The organism is Kitasatospora purpeofusca, from assembly GCF_034043715.1.
Taxonomy (GTDB): Bacteria; Actinomycetota; Actinomycetes; order Streptomycetales; family Streptomycetaceae; genus Kitasatospora; species Kitasatospora purpeofusca_A.
On record NZ_JAXCLC010000021.1, the window covers coordinates 77,038 to 95,909 of the forward strand.

Sequence of the window (18,872 nt, forward strand, 5' to 3'; positions counted from 1 at the left end):
AGACCGCGCGCGCCAGGGTCCTGGGCTGTCCCGGTGGACGGGCGGGGTCGCGGGTGGCGGGGGACCTGGCCGCCGGAGTCACAGACGCGCTGGTTGACGCGTCCGAGGGCTCAGGCCAGGCGGCCGCCGCCGTCGACGTGCAGGACGGTGCCGGTGACGAAGGGGCTGGTCATGGCGAAGTGGACGGTGCGGACCAGGTCGTCGACGGTGCCGGTGCGGCGGGCCGGGTTGCGTTCGGCGACGGAGCGGAGGAAGGCGGCCTTGTCGGGGCCGAGGCCGTCCCAGGCGCCGGTGTCGACGATGCCGGGGGAGACGGCGTTGACCCGGACCGGGGCGATCTCGACCGCGAGGGCCTGGACGAGGAAGGCGAGCGCGCCGTTGGTGGTGGCCATCACGGTGCGGGCGGGGGCCGGGCGCCAGGCGGCGACCCCGGAGAAGAAGGTGAAGGAGGCGCCGTCGGGGGTGTCGGTGGCGGCCTGCGGGGCGAGGTGCTTGGCGAGCAGCAGCGGGCCGTAGACCTTGGCGGCGAACGCCCGGTGGATGTCGGCGAGTTCGAGTTCGGCGAGTGGGCCGTTGGCGGGCATGGCGGCGGTGGAGACCAGGTGGTCGAAGCGGCCGGTGGCGGTCGCGAGGGCGGCGACGGACGCCTCGTCGGCGAGGTCGACGGGGACGGTGCGGGCGGGGCCGGGAAGTTCGCCGGCCGTCCACTCCAGCTTGCGCGGGTCGGGGCCGGCGAGGACGAGTTCGGCTCCGGCGGCGGAGGCGGCGTGGGCGAGGGCGCGGCCGGTGCGGGAGCCCGCGCCGATCACGACGACGCGGCGGGAGGCGAGTGGGAGAGTGCTGTCGGTCATGGGACAAGGCTGTTCCGACCAGGGAGGATGCGTCCAATGCTTGTTTTCGACGGTATCCATAGACTGGCTGCATGACCACGCTCCGACAGTTCGAGTACCTGGTGACCGTCGTCGACACCGGGTCCTTCACCCGTGCCGCCGAGCTGCTGCACGTCACCCAGCCGGCGCTCTCGCACCAGGTGCGGGCGCTGGAGAAGGCCGTCGGCGGGCCACTGCTGGAGCGGCTGCCGCGGGCGGTGCGGCCGACGCCGATGGGGCGGGCGGTGCTGCCGCACGCGCGGGCGGCGCTGGCGGACGCCGAGCGGCTGCGGGCGGCGGCCCTGAGTGCGGCCGGACTGGCCGGCGGGGAGCTGGAGTTGGCGACGGTGTACTCGGTCAGCCTGGGTCTGCTGCCGCCGGTGCTGCGGGCCTGGCGGGCGGCGCACCCGGGGGTGCGGATCCGGCTGCGGGAGTTCGCGCACACCGAGGACCTCCGGGCGGCGATGACGGCGGGTCAGGCCGATGTGGCGGTGGGGCCGTTGCCGACGGGCTGGGAGGGGCCGATCCGGGAGCTGGGGGTGGAGGAGTTCGTCCTGGTGCTCCCGGCCGACGAGCCGGAGGGGCCGGAGGGGCCGGACGACGCCCCGGTGCCGCTGACGGCGCTGGCCGGGCGCGACTGGGTGCACTACGCCCCCGGCAACGGCCTGGCGGACGTGCTGGACGCGGCCTGCGCGCGGGCCGGTTTCCGCCCCGGGGTGGCGGTGCGCACCGAGCAGACGGCGGCGGCGCCGCTGCTCGCGGCAGCCGGGCTGGGCCCGGCGCTGGTGCCCGCGAACATCGTGCCGCCCGGCTTCGACGGGCTGGTGCGCCGGCCCGAACCGCCGGTGCGGCGCCCGCTGGTGGCGTACACCAGGACCAGGCCGGACGCGCTGACGACGGCGTTCGTCGAGCTGCTGGCCCGTCGGGTCCGGCTGCTGCCCGGCGGGGCCGCCCGTGGTCCGGCCGGATCGGCGGATGTGCCGACCGACGGATTCTCGTGATCTCTACAGTGCTGTAGATTCGTTTGCCAGGGAGAGCAACCGAGGAGGGCAATCGTGGGAGTTTCGCTGGCCAAGGGCGGCAACGTCTCGCTGACCAAGGAGGCGCCGGGCCTGACGGCCGTCATCGTCGGACTCGGCTGGGACGTCCGCACCACCACCGGCACCGACTACGACCTGGACGCGAGCGCGCTGCTCTGCAACGCGCTCGGCAAGGTGGTCTCGGACCAGCACTTCGTCTTCTTCAACAACCTGCGCAGCCCGGACGGTTCGGTCGAGCACAGCGGCGACAACCTGACCGGTGGCGGCGACGGCGACGACGAGCAGATCAGGGTCGACCTGGCCGGTGTCCCGGCCGACGTGGCCAAGGTGGTCTTCCCGGTGTCGATCTACGACGCCGACGCCCGGTTCCAGAGCTTCGGCCAGGTGCGCAACGCCTTCATCCGGATCGTCAACCAGGCCAACGGCCAGGAGCTGGCCCGGTACGACCTCACCGAGGACGCCTCCACCGAGACGGCGATGGTCTTCGGCGAGCTGTACCGCAACGGCGCCGAGTGGAAGTTCCGCGCGATCGGCCAGGGTTACGCCTCCGGCCTGCGCGGCATCGCGACCGACTACGGCGTCAACGTCTGACACGTGGGCATCCCGAGCGCGTGAGGTGCCCGGGCGGGCCGCCGGGGGGTCGACACCCGGCGGCCCGCCCCGTCAACGGCCCTCCGCCGCCGCCGGGTTCGGCGTCCGCTCCAGTGCCAGCCCGCCGAACCCGCCCGAGGCGCCCAGCTGGTCGCGCCACCACGCGACCATCGCCGGCCCGTCCACGGTCGACCAGTCCGGCGCCCCGGTGACCTGCGCCCGACCGAGCCGGCGGCTCAACTCCACCAGCGCCCGCCCCGCCGCGCCCCGCTCGCGGTCGTAGCCGGGCAGCAGATCGGCCCAGCCCTCCGCCGCCCGCCAGGCGTCCTCGAAGGCGCAGGCGTCCTGCAGCGCCTTCGCCGCGCCGCTGGTGGTGTGCGGGCGGACGAGCGTCGCGGCGTCCCCGGCGAGCAGCAGGCGCCCGGCGGTGCGCCGCGGGGTCTCCAGGTCGTGGATCGGCTGGAGCAGGATCCGCTCCACGGGCGTCAGGTCGACCACCCCGGCCCAGTACGGCGGCAGGACGCGCTCGCCGAGCGCGGCCAGTTCGCCGCGGCGGGCGGCGTCCAGCGAGCCGACCGCGAAGCCGAGCGGGTCGGTGCCGCCGGCGGTCCGCAGCCAGTCGGGCGCGGGCGCGTAGAAGACCCAGTTCACCAGGGTGGTACCGGGGGTCGGTCCCGGGATCCGGTAGAGCACGACCTGTCCGCCGGGGTAGCAGACGGTGATCACCTCCGCCTCGGGCCAGTGGGCCGCGCCGCCCGGGAGCCGGTCGAGCAGCCGGGCGTCGAAGCTGCCGCGCCAGGCGACGTACCCGGCGTACTCGGCCCGGGCCTCCGGGCAGACGGCGGCGCGTACCACCGACCGGTGGCCGTCGGCGCCCACCACCAGGTCGTACGGCTCGCGTCCGCCGGCCGCCGTCTCGACCCAGGCCGGCCCGGCGAGGTCGGTGCCGCCGACCGCCGTGACGGCCGTCGCCGGGCGGAACTCCACCCGCCCGGGGGTGCGTTCGCGCAGCCCCTGCCACAGCACGCCCCAGTGGAAGGAGTGCATGGTCATCGGCTGCACCCACAGCACCCGCCCGCGCGGGGTGCCCGCGGGGTCCTTGGTCACCCAGTGCCGGGTGGTGAGCGGATGGTGGCGGATGCCGTCGTCCAGGTGGCCGGCCAGGACCAGTTCCCGGTAGCGGTCCAGTAGGACGCACAGGCCCACGCCGCGGTCCTCCAGGTGTCCCGGGCTGCGCTCCAGCACGGTGACCCGCTCGGCTCCGCCCCGGGCCGCCGCCCGCGCGAACGCACAACCCGCGATGCTGCCGCCGACCACGGCGACCGATCCACCCCGCACGACCGCTCCCCCTCCTCGTCGGGCCGCCCGCGGCCCCGTCCGTCGTCCCGTCGACCATACGCCGTGGACTGACGGCCCGTCAGCGAAGTGCCCGAGGTGTTCCCTGGATCACCTATGCAACTGGTTGCATAGGGCGCTCGGGCTCGCCTACCGTGTGGTGGCCGGCCACCCCCCGCGCCCCCGCCCGCCCCGCCAGGAGAAGCCGCGATGACGACGACCGCCAGCACCCCGCCGCCGCCCTACCCGCACCTGCTGCGTCCGCTCGACCTCGGCTTCACCACCCTTCCCAACCGCGTGATCATGGGCTCCATGCACGTCGGCCTGGAGGAGGCCGAGAACGGCTTCGAGCGGATGGCCGCCTTCTACGCCGAACGCGCCCGCGGCGGCGTCGGCCTCATCGTCACCGGCGGCATAGCCCCCAACGAGGCCGGGCGCCCCTGGGACGGCGGCGCCAAGCTCACCACCGAGGAGGAGGCGGACCAGCATCGCGTCGTCACCGACGCCGTGCACGCCGCCGGCGGCCGGATCGCCCTCCAGATCCTGCACTTCGGCCGCTACGCCTACCACCCCGGCCTGGTCGCCCCCAGCGCCGTGCAGGCCCCGATCAGCCCGTTCCCGCCCCGCGCCCTCACCGCCGACGAGGTCGAGGCCACCATCGAGGACTTCGCCCGCTGCGCCGGACTCGCCCGCCGGGCCGGCTACGACGGCGTCGAGATCATGGGCTCCGAGGGCTACCTGGTCAACGAGTTCGTCGCCGCCGCCACCAACCACCGCGAGGACGAGTGGGGCGGCAGCTACGAGAACCGGATGCGCTTCCCGGTCGAGATCGTCCGCCGGGTCCGGGAGCGGGTCGGACCGGACTTCATCCTGGTCTTCCGGCTCTCCATGCTCGACCTCGTCCCCGGCGGCTCCACCCTGGACGAGGTGGTCCGGCTCGCCAAGGCCGTCGAGGCGGCCGGTGCCACCATCATCAACACCGGCATCGGCTGGCACGAGGCGCGCATCCCCACCATCGCCACCTCGGTGCCGCGCGGCGCCTGGGCCTGGGTGACCGAGCGGGTCATGGGCTCGGTGTCCGTGCCGCTGGTCGCCACCAACCGGATCAACACCCCCGAGCTGGCCGAGCGGCTGCTCGCCGACGGCTGCGCCGACCTGGTCTCGCTCGCCCGCCCGCTGCTCGCCGACCCGGACTTCGTCGCCAAGGCCGCCGCGGGCCGCCCCGAGGCCGTCAACACCTGCATCGGCTGCAACCAGGCGTGCCTGGACCACACCTTCAGCGGGAAGATCACCTCCTGCCTGGTCAACCCGCGTGCCTGCCACGAGACCGAGCTGGTGCTCGCCCCGACCCGGCGGGCCAAGCGGGTCGGCGTCGTCGGCGCCGGACCGGCCGGCCTCGCCTGCGCCGTCACCGCGGCCGAGCGCGGCCACCGGGTCACCCTGTTCGACGCCGCCGCCGTCATCGGCGGGCAGCTCGACATCGCCCGCCGGATCCCGGGCAAGGAGGAGTTCGCGGAGACCCTGCGCTACTACCGCCACCGGCTGGAGGACCTCGGGGTGGAGCTGCGGCTCGGCGGCTGGGTCGACGCGCCCGCGCTCGCCGCCGAGGGCTTCGACGAGGTCGTGCTCGCCACCGGCGTCAGCCCGCGCGTCCCCGACCCCGCCGACCTGCCGGGCGTCGACCACCCCAGCGTGCTCGGCTACCTCGACGTGCTGCGCGACGGCGCGGCCGTCGGTGAGCGGGTCGCGGTCCTCGGCGCGGGCGGCATCGGCTTCGACGTCGCCGAGTTCCTCACCGACGCGGGCGACGCGCCGAGCCTCGACCCGGCCGTGCACCGCCGGCACTGGGGCATCGACGGGGACTACCGCGAGCGCGGCGGCCTCGCCCGCCCCGAGCGGCCCGAGCCGCCGCGCCGGGTCCACCTGTTCCAGCGCCGCACCACCAAGGTCGGCGCCGGGCTCGGGAAGACCACCGGCTGGATCCACCGCACCGAGCTCAAGCACCGCGGCGTCACCATGGTCGCCGGCGCGGGCTACGACCGGATCGACGACGCCGGCCTGCACTTCACCGTCGACGGCGAGCCGCAGCTGCTGCCGGTCGACACCGTGGTGCTGTGCACCGGTCAGGAGCCGCGCCGCGACCTCGACGCCGCCCTGCGCGCCCTGGGTGTCACCCCGCACCTGATCGGCGGCGCCGACGAGGCCGCCGAACTCGACGCCAAGCGCGCCGTCAAGCAGGGCACCGAGCTCGCCGCCGCTCTCTGACCCCGGCCGCCGCCCCGGTTGCGCCCCGGCCGCCGGCTCGGAGACGCGCCCCGGCCGCCGCCCCGCACGAGCCGCCCCGGCCGTGCGGGGCGGCGCCTAGGATCGGTGCCATGTCGCTGCCGCACGCCATCCTCACCGCCCTGCTGGAGCAGCCTTCCTCGGGGCTGGAGCTGACCCGGCGGTTCGACAGGTCGATCGGCTTCTTCTGGTCCGCCACCCACCAGCAGATCTACCGCGAGCTGGGCCGGCTGGAGACCACCGGGCTGATCCGGGCGCTCCCGCAGGCCGGTCCGGTGCGCGGGCAGAAGAAGGAGTACGAGGTGCTGCCCGCCGGCCGCGCCGAACTGGCGCGGTGGACGGCCGCCGCGGACGACCCCCGCCCGATCCGCGACCCGCTGCTGCTGCGGCTGCGCGCCGCCGCCGTGGTCGGCACGGCCGGGCTCGACACCGAGCTGCGCCGCCACCTCGAACTGCACCGGGCCCAGTTGGCCCACTACGAGGCGATCGGGCGGCGCGACTTCCCGACCGGCAAGGAGGACGGGGCCGAGCCGCTCCAGTACGCCGTGCTGCGGGCCGGTGTCGGGCTGGAGTCCTTCTGGGTGCGCTGGCTCGCGGAGACCGTCGAGAGCCTGCCGCCGGCACCCGGACCGCCCTCTGCCGTGGAGTCGGGAAACCCCTCCTGACCTGCGCTTGCGTGCTCCGGGCGGGCGCGCCCCGGGGGCCGGTGGGACACTGGACCCCTGTCCCTGCCCGACCTCATCGATCGGGGGCCCGTATGTCCCTCCCGAGGCATCTCCGCGCGTTCACCGCGGCGGCCGTCGCCACCGTGCTCACCCTCGGCACCGCCCAGCTCGCGGCGGGAGCACCACCCGCGCCCACGTCCGCCGTCACCGCCGGAACCGCGGCGGCGCCTCGGCTGCCGACCGACGGGCAGCTCCGGGCCGCCCTGCTGACCGCCGCCGAACTCGGCCCCGACTTCACCGAGATCCCGGCGGACCCGAACCCCTCGCCGGAGTCCGGCGCCTCCCCGGTGGCCGGCTGCGACGCCCTGCGCGCGCTGCTGAACCGGAACCCGTCCGGCGCCTCCGCCCAAGGCCCGCACCAGGAGGCGCAGTTCGACGGCCCGGACGGCAACCCGATGATCACCGAGTCCCTCACCGCCGAGGAGGCGGCCCGGCTGGACGCCGACTTCGCCACCGTCGGCTCCGCGTTCGCCGACTGCCACAGCATCACCTTCACCGACAACACCGGTGCGGCCGTGACCTTCTCGGTGACCCCGATCGCCCTCGGCGACCGCGCCGGGGCCCCGGCCGTCCGCCTCGACGGCACCCTCGCCGGCGTCCGGCTCAACGGCTACCTCGGCATCGAGCGCCTAGGCGAGGTCGCCCTCGCCTACGGGTACTTCCAGCGCGACGCCGACGGATCGCAGCTCGCCTCGCTCTACTACCGCGCGGCCGTCGCCAAGGCCGAACGCACCCTGGGCGTCCAGGCGGGCGCCACCGCGGCCCCGGGCGCCGCCGTCTGACCCCGCGCGCCCCGCACCGTCCTCCGATCGCGGGGCGGCCCCGGAGAACCGGGACCGCCCCGCCCTGCCGCGCCGGGCTCAGCGCACCACCCACTGCTGGTAGGCGCTCTCCTGGCACGGCCACATGTTGACGTCGCGCCGGCTGCCGTCCGCCGAGTAGTAGTCCTGGAGGCACAGGCCGGACGCCAGGTTCTTGAACACGACCGCGTTCGGGCCGTGCGGGATGAGCTCCCAGCGCTGCGTCCGGGCACCGGAGCAGGCCCGCTGGATCACGCTGCTGTAGGAGTTGAGCGTGGTCGGTTCGAGACACAGGCCGGACTTCTGCACCCGCAGCTCGGTCGCCCCGTCGGCGCCGGTGTCCGACCAGAAGCGCTGGTTGGAGTCGTTCTTGCAGCTGAACTCCTGCAGCAGCGCGCCCTCGGCGGTGGAGCCGGCGCGGATGTCCAGGCACTTGCCCTGGACGACGTTGGCGTAGCCGTGCAGCACCGGCGCCGCCTGCGCGGGTGCGGCCAGCACGGTGGCGGCGGCGAGCACCGACCCGGCGACGACGACGGAGCGGACGAGGGACTGGCGGCTGGATCGCATGATCGGTGCACTCCCGGTCTGGTGGTCCGGACACCCCGGCCGGGGCGCCCCGGCCGCCAGTCTCGGCGTCCGGAAGCGGCCGGCCCAAGCCCCTTCGGGCTCCGTCGAATCCGGGCGCGCGAATGTCCGTGACGTGCCACGAACGGGTCAGAGCCGGGCAACGCCCCCGTCCGGCCGGGCGGGTGCGCATACGGTGGACACCAGGACGCGGCGGGGCCGGCCGCCCGTTCGGCGGACGGGGCCCGGCCGCCACCGCCACCGCCGCGCCCCGCCGGGGAAGCCGACGGAAGGACCGGATTGCTGCGCATCCACTTCACCCACGACGATCTGACCCGGGTACGGATCGCGCGGGCACCCGACCCGCTCGCGGAGACGGTACTGAGCCTGTCGCTGGTGCAGACCCGCGGCGTCGGCGGCGTGGCACTGGAGGGCTGGCGCAGCAGGACCCGCGGACGCCTGCGGCCCGAACTGCGCGTGCTGTTCGAGCTGGCGACCTCGGCGGGTGCGACGGAGGCGCCGGAGGCGTTCCTGCACGCGGGCACCGGCAGCCTGGCGGACAGCCTCGAACAGACCTGGTCGCTGCCCCCGCAGTTGTGGGCGGCGGACCTGTGCGCCCTGGAGTACCTGCGCCCGACGGCGCCCCGCTGGGTCCGCGAGCTGCACCGGGGCGACCCCGAGTGGCGCGGCCTGGTGCAGCGCAGGCTCCGCGAGTACCACGCCTTCGCGGTGGCGCCCTACTGGCCGCAGCTGCTGGCCGCCACCCACACCGAGCGCACCGGGCGGGCACTGGCCGCCGCCGACACCGGACTGGACGGCCTGCTCGGCTCGCTGCACCCGGACGTCCGCTGGGAGTCACCGGTGCTGTCGCTGCCCTGCCCGGTCGACGCCGACCTGAACCTGCGGGGTACCGGGATCCTCCTGGTGCCCACCTTCTTCTGGCCCGAGCCGCTCGCCCTGACGGACAACCGGGGCCCCGAGTACCCGGTCGTGCTGCACTACCCGCTGGCCCGCGACCTGGCCACCTACCGGACGATCTGGACCGGCTCCGCGTCGGCGGAGCCCGACGGCGCACTCGTCGCACTGCTCGGCGCCACCCGCGCCCGCACCCTCCGGGCGGTCGCCGACCCGGCGGGCACGGCTGAACTCGCGCGCCGCACCGGCACCTCGGCCGCCACCGCGAGCCACCACGCCACCGTCCTGCGCTGCGCCGGCCTGCTGACCACCGAACGCTCCGGCCCCGGCGTCCGCCACACCCTCACCCCGCTCGGCCGAGCCCTCCTCGACGACCGGCCGGTCCCGCCGCCGGCCGCCCCCGGGAAGACCTGACGGGTCCGGTCCCGCCGCCGATAGCCTGTCGGTCCGCGTCGACACGGGCGGCGGCGGTCCGCCCGGCGGGAGGGGACGGTGGCGAGCATGGCCGACGAGGGTCACGACATACCGGACCGCGACGGGCCCGGGCCCGCCCCGGTCCACCTGCCGGGGGACCCGACGCCGGTGGCCGACCCCGCGCACGGGCCCGTGCGCGGCTGTCTGACGGCGCTGGGGGAGTTCATCGCCGAGCTGGTGCTCGGCACGCTGCTCACGCTGCTGACCACCGCCTCCCTCGCCGGTGCCTTCGTGCTGGCCGAACTCGCCCACCGCCGCGACCCGTTGCTCGCCTACGCCCTGGGCGCCGCCGCCGTCCTGCCGGTGCTCCTCGGCGTGCGGCAGTTGCGCCGGCCGAAGGAGCGGCGCGGCCGCGTCGGCCGGGTCCTGGCCGCCGGGACGGCCGGTCTCGGGGTCTGGCTGCTGGCCTGCGTCGGCTACGCCTCGCTGCGCGAGGCTCTGCATCTCGCGAGCTTGTGACGCGGCCCGCCCCCCGTGGGGCGCCGGCCGACCCCTGTGCGGTCGGCGCCCCCAGGGGCCGGTGCCCGGCGCTCAGCCCAGGTGGAGGGCGAGGCCGGTGGTGCCCGGGTGCTCCAGGCCCTCGCGCAGGCGCATGTCGCGCGAGTAGTCGCCGCCGTCCAGGCGGCGGAACGGGACCGGCGCCTCGGTGAACAGGGCGTCCAGGCGCTGTCCGTAGGCTTCCGCGGCGGCCTCGAACTCCTCGGCCGACAGGCCCTCCGACCGGTACACGGCGAACGGTTCGAGGGCCGCGATGCCGCTGAACCAGAACACCCCGTGCTGCAGCGGGAACAGCAGGTCCGCCAGCGGTCCGTGCGCGCCCCGGTCGGTGAACGCCGACTCGCGGCCACCGACGCTCACCGCGAGCAGACCGCGCTTGCCGCCCAACGCGCCCTCGCTGTACGGCGGGGGGACGTTCGGGCCGTGCGCGAAGCCGAAGGTGAGCACCCGGTCGATCCAGCCCTTGAGGATCGCCGGTGCCGAGAACCACCACAGCGGGAACTGGAACACCACCGCGTCCGCCCGGCGCAGCTTCTCCTGCTCGGCGGCGATGTCGGCCGACAGCCGCCCCGTGCGGGTGGCCTCGTCCTGGGCGCCGAGCACCGCCAGACGGGCGTCCGCCGGGCGGTCGGGGAAGTCGTCGGCGTCGAGGGCGGCATGCCACTTCATCGCGTACAGGTCGGAGACCTCCACCTCGTGCCCGGCGGCGCGCAGCCGGGCGACCGCGAAGTCGCCCAGCGCGGCGGTGAGCGAGCGGGGTTCGGGGTGGGCGGTGACGACCAGGACGCGCCGGGGCCGCTGCTGCTGCGGGGTGTGGTTGCTCATGGCCCCACCCTCGCCGGGGCGGCCGGCGGCAGCCAGCGCCCTGCTGATCCGGCGGACTCCGGATCCTGGTAACGCGAGGGCCACCATACTGGAGCGTATGGAGACCACCGCCGCCGCTCGTCCCGCCGTTCCCCGCCCCGCTCTGGGGGAGTTCCTGCGGGCCCGCCGGGCCCGGGTCGCGCCCGAGCTGGTCGGGCTGACGGCCGGTGGACGGCGGCGGGTGCGCGGGCTGCGCCGGGAGGAGCTGGCGCAGTTGGCCGGGATCAGTGTCGACTACTACGTCCGGCTGGAGCAGGGGCGGTCCACCCAGCCGTCGTTCGAGGTGCTGGAGGCGCTGGCCCGGATCCTGGGCCTGTCCGCGGCCGAGCGCCGCCACCTGGACACCCTGGCGGGCTCCCGTCGGCTCCCGCCGCCGGCGCCCCGGGTGAGCCCGCTGCTGCGCGGCGTGCTGGACGCCCTGGGCGCGGGGATGCCGGCCTTCGTGACCGACCACCGTCTCGACGTGGTCGCCTGGAACCCGCTGGGCGGCGAACTCATCGGCGGCCTGGGGGAGTCGGCGGGCCGACGGGACCGCAACCAGGCCCGCTTCCTGTTCCTGGACCCGGCCGCCCGCACCGTCCACCCGGAGTGGTCGGACCGCGCCACCGAGGCGGTCGGCCAGCTGCGCGCCTCGGCGGGCACCTGGCCGGACGACGCGGAGCTGACCGCTCTGATCGCCGAACTGTCGGCGGTGAGCCCGGAGTTCCGCCGGATCTGGGACTCCGGCGAGGTGATGAACTGCACCTCGGGCCACAAGCGGCTGCACCACCCGCTCACCGGGACGCTCGAGCTGGACTTCGAGGCCCTGCACGTCCCCGCCGGGCCGGGCGAGACCGGCCTCGTGGTGCACGTCTTCTCGGCCGGGCCGGACACCGGCGCCGCCGCGGCCCTGGCCCGCCTGGGCGGGGTGGTGGACGCGGGGTGAGGAGGATCCGCCGCGCCCGGTGCCGGGGATCCGCCGTCCCGGGTGCCGAGGATCCCCCGCTTTCCGTGCCACCGCTACGGTGAATCCGGCAGATCGATCACGACTTGATCCGGGCCCCGTTCCGGGCCGCGCCGGCCTGGCCCGGAACCGGGCCGCGGGGTGGCACGGCCGGGCCCGGTGGCGCGGACGGCGGCGCCGGGTGCCGCGCGACCTCTGATGACGTCGGACGATGCCGGAGGGACCGCCGGGCGGCCCGGGACCGGCCCCGGGGGACCGGCGCCGGCCCGGTCGCGGGCCGCCGGACCGGTTCCGGATTCCACCGCCGGGGGCCCGGTGAGTTTCGGCCAGATGTCGCAAACCATGCACCATGGTGGCTGTCCGAGATTTATCGTAGCCTCGGCACGCTCGCACCTCGGTAACACCGGGCTGGGGGCCGGCCGGCGCCCCTCAGGAGGGAGCAGTATCAGACAGGCATGAACGGGGGGCATCGGAATCGTGCCCTGCGCGCCGGGTCGTTGTGAACACCGTGGACCCGGCCGTCGCTGGAAGCGGGGGGATTCCGGGCCGACAATCTGCCCGTAAGGGCGGACTTCAGGGCCCGAGGACTCGACGGCGAACTGCTGCGACCGATAGACGTATACCATCGCGTCGCGCTCTTCCGCATATTCACGAGCGAATTCATGAGCGATTCCGAACGTTTCCGCGCGCCTTTGCGACGACTTTATGAGCCGTGCACGGAAGGGGGAATGTAGAATGCGCAGAGTAGGCTACTTGCACACCCGGTGCCGAATTCTGGAAAGAGGGATCGGCGGTACGGGATCCCCGAAATGAGCGGGGCTCCTCGCCGTGGTCACGACGCACCCGGAATTCTCTCGGGAATTTACCGGCACCGAGGTGCCGGCCTGCTGCACCTCCAGGCCGAGCAGGACGGCGAGCGCCTCGTCGCCTCCATGCCCCTCCCGGACCCCTTCGACCTCGACCGGCTGGTCGGGAACCTCGCCGAGGCCAGCGGCCGGCACATCGTGCTGCGCCCGATCCCGGCGGCCCAGCTGACCGGACTCGGCGGCACCTGCGGCCTCCTGGTGAAGCACGACACCCGCCCGGTCGACCTGATCCTCCACCGCGAGGGCCGGTCGGCCTCGCACGAGGTGGAGTTGAAGGTCCATCAGCTGGTGCACCTGTGGGCCGGGGACGGCGCCGGGCTGGTCGGGCCGGCCGACGTCCTGCGGGCGCGCGGGATGGCGCCGGTCGGAGGGATCCCGGCGACGGCCAGGTCCCTGAAACGGGACGCCTTCATCGAGCTGCGCGCCGATCACGCGGCCCGGTTGATCAGTCGCCGGCGCGAGCCCGGGCCGGCGCCGGGGGCGGCCCGCCGCGCGTCCTCTTCCGGGACGGACCGCCGAGCGTCCTCCTCCGGGGCGGACCGCCGCGCCGCCGCCGGGGCGGACCGCCGCGCGGCCTCCGCCGCCGGGGCCGACCGCCGCGCCCCGTCCGGGGCCGGGGCGGAGCCCCCCGGCCGGGAGCCCCGGCGGCCGGCGGCCGAACGCCTCACGCCGGGCGCCCCTTCCCGTCCTCGCCCAAGATCTCCGCCATCGTCCCGCTGATGAAGTCCCGGAGCTGGTCCCAGGATTCCTTCGGCAGGTCCTGGCCCGCGCCGCGTGCGGCCATCACGGTGAACCTGTCGCGCACGGCCCGGGTGGACAGGATCAGCGCGTCCACCTCCGGGTCGTCCTGCCGGAAGTAGACCGGCGGCACGTCGAGGGCGAGCGCCAGGGCGTCGAGCGCGGCCTCCGGCGGCTCGGCGACCTCACCGGCCCGCAGCGAGCGGATCAGCTCCTCGGTGAGCGCGGTGGAGCCGCTCCTGCGGTTCCCCTCGGCCGCGAGGTGCGCGTCCGAGGGCGCCACCCCTCCGTACACCTCGGTGCGCAGCGACTCCAGCTTCCGTGCCGTCCTGGCACCCTCGGCCGAGGATGCCGCCGCCGGCTCCTCGGGCCGGCCGAAGGAGCGCCGCTGCGCCGCGAGCAGTTCGTCCCGGGTCACCCCGTAGGCGGCGGCCAGCGCCGTCACCGCCTGCTCGGAGAGCGGCCGCCTGCCCTGTTCGGCGGCCCGTACCGGCATGGGGGAGGCGGTGTTGGTGTGGCGGGCGGTGTCCGCCTGGGTCATCCCGGCGTCGCACCGCAGATCGGCGAGATTCGGTGATTCGCCGCGCGGAAAGAGCTCGTCCAGGTCGGTGTCCAGGAATGCGGCAATCGTCGGCAACCGCTCCGGCGGGGGAGCGGCCAGGCCGTTCTCCCAGCGATAGACGGCGTTCACTTTCACATGAAGCCCAGCCGCCAGTGTGGCCTGCGACATTCCTTTGACGACTCGGAGGTTGCGCAGCTTATTGCCGTCGAACAAGCGGTCGGGCACGGGCATACTCCACTGGATGGGGTCTGAAAGAATGATAGTGCCCGAGCAGCGGAAGATCCCGACATCCGGGGCATCGGCATGAGCTCGTGACCGCGGCCGGAGTTCTGGGTGGCGGTCGAAGGCGCCACTCCCACCCTGCCGGATGTCCGCTTTGCTGTATTTTATTGGCATTTCCTTATGTTTGCTGCACACCTTTTCATGCTCCGAGTTGGGTGCTGGATCACCCGAAGGTGATCTGCGCGCTTGACCGGATCGCTCGAAGTAGATAAATTCTACTTCGAGTGATCGAGGGGCGGGGGCTCGGGATGCTCCTTTCCCGCGTTCAGCCTGTCGTGTCCGCGTCGTAATGGGCCCCGCGCTCCGTCGTGCGGACCCGCACCATCCGTCCGGCCGCCCCTGCGGCGAAGCCGGCCGGTGTTGTCGAAATCCCGCGCAGCCGCACCCCGCGGAACCCGGCGGCTCGCACCACGCGAATCCGGTGGGGCCGGCGGAATTCTCCGTGTGCATTTCCGTACGCGTGCCCGCTCCATTTTCCGGTTCCCCGATGGGGTCTGTCGGGGTATTCCTTTCCACATCGTCACAGGAGGCGATCCGTCATGCCCACGATCTCCGTCGGGAAATCGCGCGTCCACTACACCGTGACCGGCGAGGGGCCGGCCCTGGTCCTGGTGCACGGCGTGGGCAAGGGGGGCCAGGTCACCTTCGGGCACCTCGTCGAGGACTTCGCCCGCCGCAACACCGTCATCCTGCCGGAGCTGTCCGGCAGTGAGACCGCCGAGGACGACGGCACACCGCTGACCGTCGAGCAGCTCGCCGACGAGGTCGCCGCCGTGATCGAGCACGCCGGCCTCGGCCCGGTGGACCTGGTGGGCTTCTCGCTCGGCGGGGCCGTCGTCGCCGCCACCGCCGCGCTCCACCCCGGGCTGGTGCGCCGGCTGGTGCCGATCGGCGGCCTGGTGAAGTCGGACCTCTACATCGAGAACCTGATCGGCCTGACGCTCAGTCAGAAGCATGACGCCAAGGCCTTCGGCCGCGTCCTGAGCACCACGGCCTTCAGCCCGCGCTACATCCGTACCCGGCCGAGCCTGAGCGACGTCGAGAACCTCGGCTCGGAGCTGAGCCCCTCCGACGGCCGGATCCGCCAGCTGGAGCTGCTGGTCCAGGTCGACATCCGCGACATCGTCGGCAAGGTCGAGGCCGAGACCCTCGTGCTGGCCCCGTACCCGGACGCCGCCGTGCCCGCCGAGCACTCCCGCGAGCTGGCCGCCGCGATCCCGAACTCCAGCTACACCGAGATCGACAGCGGCCACATGGTGATCTTCGAGCGTCCGGCCGAACTCGTGCGGCTGATCCAGGACTTCATCCACCGGGCCTGACCCTCCTCCCGGCAGCACCCGGCCCCGGCCCCGGCCGGGGCCGGCCACCCGCCCGACCACCCGCGGAGCACTCCGCAGCGACTCCAGGAGGAACCATGGCCAAGATCCTGCTCGCCGTCAGCAGTCACGACACCTTGGGGGACACCGGCAACCGGACGGGCTACAGCGTCTCGGAGGCGGCCCACCCCTACAACGTCTTCGTCGGCGCCGGCCACGAGGTCGACTTCGTCTCCGTGCGCGGCGGCGAGCCGCCGGCCGTCGTCTTCCCGGGCGAGGAGGACGACCCCGAGATCGTCGGCTTCCTGGCCGACGAGACCGTCAAGGCCAAGCTCGTGGCGACCCGCCGGGCGGCCGACGTCGATCCCGCCGAGTACGCGGCGATCTTCTACGTCGGCGGCCACGGCGCCATGTGGGACTTCCCCGACTCCCCGGACCTGGCCCGCATCGCCATGGACATCCACGGCCGGGGCGGCGTCGTCTCCGCCGTCTGCCACGGCCCGGCCGCGCTGGTCGACCTGCGGCTGCCGGACGGCACGCTCCTGGTGAGCGGCAAGCGGGTCGCCTCCTTCAGCAACGAGGAGGAGGACTCGCTGGGCCTGGTCGAGGTCATGCCGTTCCTGCTGGAGGACCGGCTGAAGGAGGCGGGCGCGCTGCACACCAAGGCGCCCGTCTACCAGGCCCACACCCAGAGCGACGGCCGGGTCGTCACGGGGCAGAACCCCGCCTCCGCCGCCCCCGTGGCGCGCCTCGTCGTCGCCGAACTCGCGAAGGCCGCCGAAGCCCGCTGACCCGGGCCCGCCGCGCCCCCGCAACGCAACGCACCCCCGGCAACCCACCCGCCGCGCCGCCCCCGGACGCACCGCTCCGGAACGCACCCGCCCCGCAGCGCGGCCCCGCTCCACCACCGCCGTCCCCGGACGGCCCCGCCGAAACCGTCGCAGACCGGCCCCGGCCAGGACCGCCGAGGCCAGAGGAGGCAGACATGTACGGACTGATCCAGGTCGCGGGCATCATCGACCAGGCCGAGGCCGATCTGATCATCGAGGAGGGCGCCGACTGGCTCGGCTTCGCCCTGCGCCTCCCGGCCAAGAACGAGGACCTCTCCGAGGCCGACGCCGCCGCCATCGTCAAGGCGATCCAGCCCGGCAACAAGGGCGTCATCATCACCTACCTCACCGAGGCCGACGAGATCGCCGCGTTCTGCGCCGAGATCGGCGTCAGCGCGATCCAGCTGCACGGCGACGTGACGCCGGCCGAGCTGAGCCGCCTGCGCACCCTCGCCCCGGACCTCTACGTCCTCAAGAGCCTGGTGGTGAAGTCGGACAACATCGACGAGCTGCGCGCCATCGTCGAGACCTCCGCCGAGTGGGTGGACATGTTCATCACCGACAGCTTCAACCCGGCCACCGGCGCCAAGGGCGCGACCGGCCTGACCCACGACTGGTCGGTCAGCGCCGAGCTGGTCCGGATCTCCCCGAAGCCGCTGATGATGGCGGGCGGGCTCACGCCGGAGAACGTCGCGGCCGCCATCGAGGCCGTCCGCCCCGCCGCCGTGGACGCCCACACCGGCCTGGAGGACAAGGCCACCCGGCGCAAGGACCGGCAGAAGGTGCGCACCTTCGTCCAGGAGGCCCGCGCGGCCTTCGCCCGGGTCGCCGCGGAGGACGGCCGGAGCGCCTCCTGATGACCACCGGGACCGAGCCGCTGCGGGGCGTGACCCGGGTGACCCACCTGGTGCCCCAGACCAACCGCCTGCGGGCCCTGCACGCCGTCGTCCGCGACCGCGGGGCCCGCCGGGAGGACTTCGTCCTCTCCGCCAACCGGATCATCCGCGGCCTCCTGGACGCCGCGCTGGACCTGCTGCCGTACGAGCCGCGCGACGTCCGCACTCCGGTCGGGCAGGTCTACCACGGCCTGTCGCCGGCCACCCCGGTCTACGGCGTGTCCGTCGCCCGGGCCGGGGACAGCATGGAGTCCGAGCTGCGGGTGATGGCACCGGAGACCAGGCTGGGCAAGATCCTGATCCAGCGGGACAAGGTCACCAAGCTCCCGCGCCTGTACTACGCGGCGCTGCCGGCCGGGATCGGCGGGGGCCATGTGCTGCTACTCGACCCGATGCTCGCCACCGGGGGCACCGCGCTGGCCGCGATCGGGGTGCTGCTCGACCACGGGGTGCCGGAGGAGCACATCCTGTTCGTGAACCTGCTCTCCGCCCCGGAGGGGATCCGGGCCGTGCACGACCGCCACCCCGGGGTGCGGATCGTGACCTCCTCGATCGAGGAGCGGCTGAACGAGAACGCGTTCATGGTGCCCGGCATCGGCGACTTCGGCGACCGCTACTTCGGGACCGACGTCCCCGCCTGAGGGCCCTCCCCACCCGCCGGAGCGGTCGGGGTCCGGGATCCGTAACCCCGCGCCCCGCCGCTCCGGCCCCCGCACAGCCGTTGCCGGCAACGGCTGTTGCCGCCACCGCCACCGACCTGAGGAGCACCACCGTGTCCACCGCCGACACCTCCGCGCCGACGAGGATCTCGATCGTCTACTACTCGGGCACCGGCAACGTCCACAAGCTCGCCCTGGCCGCCGAGGAGGCCGCCACCAAGGCCGGCGCCGTGGCCCGGCTGCGCCGGGTCCCCGAGTACGTCGAAGCGTCCCTGGCCCCGGAGTTCACCGAGTGGACCGAGGCCTGGCAGGAGAACGCCGCGGCGATCGCGGCCGTCCCCACCGCCTCCGTCGACGACCTCGCCTGGGCCGACGTGATCCTGCTCGGCGGCCCCGGCCGGTTCGGGATGGTCGCCGCCCCGCTCAAGCACTTCATCGAGCTCGCCTGGCCGCTCAACGCCCGCGGCGGCCTCCAGGGCAAGGTGATGGCCTCGTTCACCTCCACCGGCGCCCCGCACGGCGGCCAGGAGGCGACGATCCTCTCGCTCAACGCCGTCTTCTACCACTGGGGCGGGATCATCGTGCCGCCCGGCGTCACCGACGAGATCATGACGGCCCCCAGCAACGGCAACCCCTACGGCGTCAGTTCGGTCTCCGGCCGGCAGGCCGTTCCGGGCCGGCTGGCGGAGAACGTCACCGAGGACAACCTCGCCGCCCTCGCGTACCAGACCCGCCGCATGCTCGACGTCGCCGACGCGCTGCGCCGGGGACGGGCCGCCGCCGGCCGCTGATCCGCCGGCCCGCACCTCGGGACGCCAGCAC

19 protein-coding genes are annotated in these 18,872 nt (G+C 74.4%); 14 read left to right on the plus strand and 5 right to left on the minus strand.

Annotation, left to right across the window (positions count from 1 at the left end):
- Positions 1-110 precede the first annotated feature (110 nt).
- The gene (locus SM793_RS13555) at positions 111-851 is read right to left on the minus strand and encodes an SDR family oxidoreductase (protein ID WP_320438404.1); all 741 of its coding nucleotides are present in this window, start codon (positions 849-851) and stop codon (positions 111-113) included.
- 71 nt (positions 852-922) lie between these two features.
- Between SM793_RS13555 and SM793_RS13560 the strand changes: the two genes are divergently transcribed.
- Both SM793_RS13560 and SM793_RS13565 read left to right on the plus strand, forming a co-directional pair.
- Positions 923-1,870 carry a LysR family transcriptional regulator gene (locus tag SM793_RS13560; protein WP_320438405.1) on the plus strand — a complete coding sequence of 316 codons (948 nt, stop codon included), beginning with the start codon at positions 923-925 and terminating at the stop codon, positions 1,868-1,870.
- Between the two features lie 54 nt (positions 1,871-1,924).
- On the plus strand, positions 1,925-2,500 hold the full coding sequence (locus SM793_RS13565) for a TerD family protein (protein WP_320438406.1): 576 nt from the start codon (positions 1,925-1,927) through the stop codon (positions 2,498-2,500).
- 72 nt (positions 2,501-2,572) lie between these two features.
- Here the strand turns inward: SM793_RS13565 and SM793_RS13570 are convergent, their stop codons facing one another.
- Positions 2,573-3,838 carry an FAD-dependent monooxygenase gene (locus SM793_RS13570; RefSeq protein WP_320438407.1) on the minus strand — a complete coding sequence of 422 codons (1,266 nt, stop codon included), beginning with the start codon at positions 3,836-3,838 and terminating at the stop codon, positions 2,573-2,575.
- A 207-nt stretch (positions 3,839-4,045) separates the two neighbouring features.
- Here SM793_RS13570 and SM793_RS13575 point away from each other — a divergent pair, with 207 nt between their 5' ends.
- The 3 genes from SM793_RS13575 to SM793_RS13585 all read left to right on the plus strand — a co-directional run bounded on the left by SM793_RS13575 (position 4,046) and on the right by SM793_RS13585 (position 7,625).
- Complete coding sequence (locus SM793_RS13575; RefSeq protein WP_320438408.1) at positions 4,046-6,100, plus strand: NADPH-dependent 2,4-dienoyl-CoA reductase; 2,055 nt, start codon at positions 4,046-4,048, stop codon at positions 6,098-6,100.
- 110 nt (positions 6,101-6,210) lie between these two features.
- Positions 6,211-6,783 carry a PadR family transcriptional regulator gene (locus SM793_RS13580; protein ID WP_320438409.1) on the plus strand — a complete coding sequence of 191 codons (573 nt, stop codon included), beginning with the start codon at positions 6,211-6,213 and terminating at the stop codon, positions 6,781-6,783.
- Positions 6,784-6,875: 92 nt separating this feature from the next.
- Positions 6,876-7,625, plus strand: coding sequence for a hypothetical protein (locus SM793_RS13585; RefSeq protein WP_320438410.1), 750 nt, complete (start codon positions 6,876-6,878; stop codon positions 7,623-7,625).
- 78 nt (positions 7,626-7,703) lie between these two features.
- On the opposite strand, the gene SM793_RS13590 is transcribed toward SM793_RS13585, so the two are convergent.
- Positions 7,704-8,210 carry an RICIN domain-containing protein gene (locus SM793_RS13590; protein WP_320438411.1) on the minus strand — a complete coding sequence of 169 codons (507 nt, stop codon included), beginning with the start codon at positions 8,208-8,210 and terminating at the stop codon, positions 7,704-7,706.
- 297 nt (positions 8,211-8,507) lie between these two features.
- Here SM793_RS13590 and SM793_RS13595 point away from each other — a divergent pair, with 297 nt between their 5' ends.
- Together SM793_RS13595 and SM793_RS13600 are read left to right on the plus strand one after the other, a co-directional pair.
- Positions 8,508-9,536 carry a winged helix-turn-helix domain-containing protein gene (locus SM793_RS13595; RefSeq protein ID WP_320438412.1) on the plus strand — a complete coding sequence of 343 codons (1,029 nt, stop codon included), beginning with the start codon at positions 8,508-8,510 and terminating at the stop codon, positions 9,534-9,536.
- An 87-nt stretch (positions 9,537-9,623) separates the two neighbouring features.
- Positions 9,624-10,055, plus strand: coding sequence for a hypothetical protein (locus SM793_RS13600; RefSeq protein WP_320438413.1), 432 nt, complete (start codon positions 9,624-9,626; stop codon positions 10,053-10,055).
- A 72-nt stretch (positions 10,056-10,127) separates the two neighbouring features.
- Here the strand turns inward: SM793_RS13600 and SM793_RS13605 are convergent, their stop codons facing one another.
- Positions 10,128-10,919, minus strand: coding sequence for an NAD(P)H-dependent oxidoreductase (locus SM793_RS13605; RefSeq protein WP_320438414.1), 792 nt, complete (start codon positions 10,917-10,919; stop codon positions 10,128-10,130).
- A 97-nt stretch (positions 10,920-11,016) separates the two neighbouring features.
- Here SM793_RS13605 and SM793_RS13610 point away from each other — a divergent pair, with 97 nt between their 5' ends.
- Positions 11,017-11,883 carry a helix-turn-helix transcriptional regulator gene (locus tag SM793_RS13610; protein WP_320438415.1) on the plus strand — a complete coding sequence of 289 codons (867 nt, stop codon included), beginning with the start codon at positions 11,017-11,019 and terminating at the stop codon, positions 11,881-11,883.
- An 827-nt stretch (positions 11,884-12,710) separates the two neighbouring features.
- A complete protein-coding gene (locus SM793_RS13615; RefSeq protein WP_320438416.1) occupies positions 12,711-13,487 on the plus strand; it encodes a hypothetical protein in 777 nt (258 codons plus the stop codon).
- On the opposite strand, the gene SM793_RS13620 is transcribed toward SM793_RS13615, so the two are convergent.
- A complete protein-coding gene (locus SM793_RS13620) occupies positions 13,432-14,298 on the minus strand; it encodes a helix-turn-helix transcriptional regulator (RefSeq protein WP_320438432.1) in 867 nt (288 codons plus the stop codon). The genes SM793_RS13615 and SM793_RS13620 overlap by 56 nt on opposite strands.
- Before the next feature lie 590 nt (positions 14,299-14,888).
- Here SM793_RS13620 and SM793_RS13625 point away from each other — a divergent pair.
- From SM793_RS13625 to SM793_RS13645, 5 genes are all read left to right on the plus strand, one after another.
- A complete protein-coding gene (locus tag SM793_RS13625) occupies positions 14,889-15,668 on the plus strand; it encodes an alpha/beta hydrolase (protein WP_320438417.1) in 780 nt (259 codons plus the stop codon).
- Positions 15,669-15,763: 95 nt separating this feature from the next.
- Entirely contained in the window at positions 15,764-16,456 is a 693-nt protein-coding gene (locus SM793_RS13630; protein WP_320438418.1) for a type 1 glutamine amidotransferase domain-containing protein, read from the plus strand.
- 194 nt (positions 16,457-16,650) lie between these two features.
- The gene (locus tag SM793_RS13635; RefSeq protein WP_320438419.1) at positions 16,651-17,352 is read left to right on the plus strand and encodes a phosphoribosylanthranilate isomerase; all 702 of its coding nucleotides are present in this window, start codon (positions 16,651-16,653) and stop codon (positions 17,350-17,352) included.
- Positions 17,352-18,032, plus strand: coding sequence for a uracil phosphoribosyltransferase (upp, locus tag SM793_RS13640; protein ID WP_320438420.1), 681 nt, complete (start codon positions 17,352-17,354; stop codon positions 18,030-18,032). Before SM793_RS13635 ends, upp begins: the two co-directional genes overlap by 1 nt.
- A 131-nt stretch (positions 18,033-18,163) precedes the next feature.
- On the plus strand, positions 18,164-18,841 hold the full coding sequence (locus tag SM793_RS13645; protein WP_320438421.1) for an NAD(P)H-dependent oxidoreductase: 678 nt from the start codon (positions 18,164-18,166) through the stop codon (positions 18,839-18,841).
- The last annotated feature ends 31 nt before the right edge of the window (positions 18,842-18,872 follow it).

Coding starts and splice junctions, on each gene's coding strand:
- SM793_RS13555 (WP_320438404.1), bottom strand. CDS start 851: ATGACCGACAGCACTCTCCCACTCGCCTCCCGCCGCGTCGTCGTGATC.
- SM793_RS13560 (WP_320438405.1), top strand. CDS start 923: ATGACCACGCTCCGACAGTTCGAGTACCTGGTGACCGTCGTCGACACC.
- SM793_RS13575 (WP_320438408.1), top strand. CDS start 4,046: ATGACGACGACCGCCAGCACCCCGCCGCCGCCCTACCCGCACCTGCTG.
- SM793_RS13580 (WP_320438409.1), top strand. CDS start 6,211: ATGTCGCTGCCGCACGCCATCCTCACCGCCCTGCTGGAGCAGCCTTCC.
- SM793_RS13585 (WP_320438410.1), top strand. CDS start 6,876: ATGTCCCTCCCGAGGCATCTCCGCGCGTTCACCGCGGCGGCCGTCGCC.
- SM793_RS13590 (WP_320438411.1), bottom strand. CDS start 8,210: ATGCGATCCAGCCGCCAGTCCCTCGTCCGCTCCGTCGTCGTCGCCGGG.
- SM793_RS13600 (WP_320438413.1), top strand. CDS start 9,624: ATGGCCGACGAGGGTCACGACATACCGGACCGCGACGGGCCCGGGCCC.
- SM793_RS13605 (WP_320438414.1), bottom strand. CDS start 10,919: ATGAGCAACCACACCCCGCAGCAGCAGCGGCCCCGGCGCGTCCTGGTC.
- SM793_RS13610 (WP_320438415.1), top strand. CDS start 11,017: ATGGAGACCACCGCCGCCGCTCGTCCCGCCGTTCCCCGCCCCGCTCTG.
- SM793_RS13615 (WP_320438416.1), top strand. CDS start 12,711: ATGAGCGGGGCTCCTCGCCGTGGTCACGACGCACCCGGAATTCTCTCG.
- SM793_RS13620 (WP_320438432.1), bottom strand. CDS start 14,298: ATGCCCGTGCCCGACCGCTTGTTCGACGGCAATAAGCTGCGCAACCTC.
- SM793_RS13625 (WP_320438417.1), top strand. CDS start 14,889: ATGCCCACGATCTCCGTCGGGAAATCGCGCGTCCACTACACCGTGACC.
- SM793_RS13630 (WP_320438418.1), top strand. CDS start 15,764: ATGGCCAAGATCCTGCTCGCCGTCAGCAGTCACGACACCTTGGGGGAC.
- SM793_RS13635 (WP_320438419.1), top strand. CDS start 16,651: ATGTACGGACTGATCCAGGTCGCGGGCATCATCGACCAGGCCGAGGCC.
- upp (WP_320438420.1), top strand. CDS start 17,352: ATGACCACCGGGACCGAGCCGCTGCGGGGCGTGACCCGGGTGACCCAC.